This is a genomic window from Bacillus sp. N12A5 (assembly GCF_026790125.1).
In the GTDB taxonomy this organism is placed as follows: domain Bacteria; phylum Bacillota; class Bacilli; order Bacillales; family Bacillaceae; genus Bacillus.
In genome coordinates, this window is record NZ_JALAMR010000032.1 from 387 (window position 1) to 924 (window position 538).

Below are 538 nucleotides of genomic sequence, written 5' to 3' on the forward strand. Positions count from 1 at the left end.
GAATGACATCACAAAACCCGAATCAAAAGCCGTCGTTTTAGCAATGATGGATACAAGCGGCAGTATGGGTGTTTGGGAAAAATACATGGCCAGAAGCTTCTTTTTCTGGATGACCCGTTTTTTGCGGACGAAATATGAGACTGTAGAAATTGAATTTATTGCCCATCATACAGAAGCAAAAGTCGTCTCGGAGGAGGACTTCTTCTCAAAGGGTGAGAGCGGCGGAACAATCTGTTCTTCCGTATACCGAAAGTCGCTTGAACTGATAGATGAAAAGTACGATCCCGCCCGCTATAACATTTACCCGTTTCATTTTTCTGACGGTGACAATTTGACGTCTGATAACGCGCGCTGCGTAAAGCTGGTCAATGATATTATGAAGAAAGCGAATCTTTTCTGCTACGGCGAGGTCAATCAATACAACAGGCATTCAACACTCATGTCTGCATACAAAAATGTGAAAGACGAGAAATTTAAGTACTATATTTTAAAACAAAAGTCAGATGTTTTTCAGGCGCTGAAGAACTTTTTCAGAAAT

Annotated in this window: 1 protein-coding gene; it reads left to right on the forward strand. The window is 41.1% G+C overall.

The window, feature by feature from the left end; genetic code table 11:
• Window positions 1–538, forward strand: a 538-nt coding sequence (locus MOC09_RS19990) for a DUF444 family protein (RefSeq protein ID WP_268371676.1), incomplete at both ends; no start/stop codon positions are given.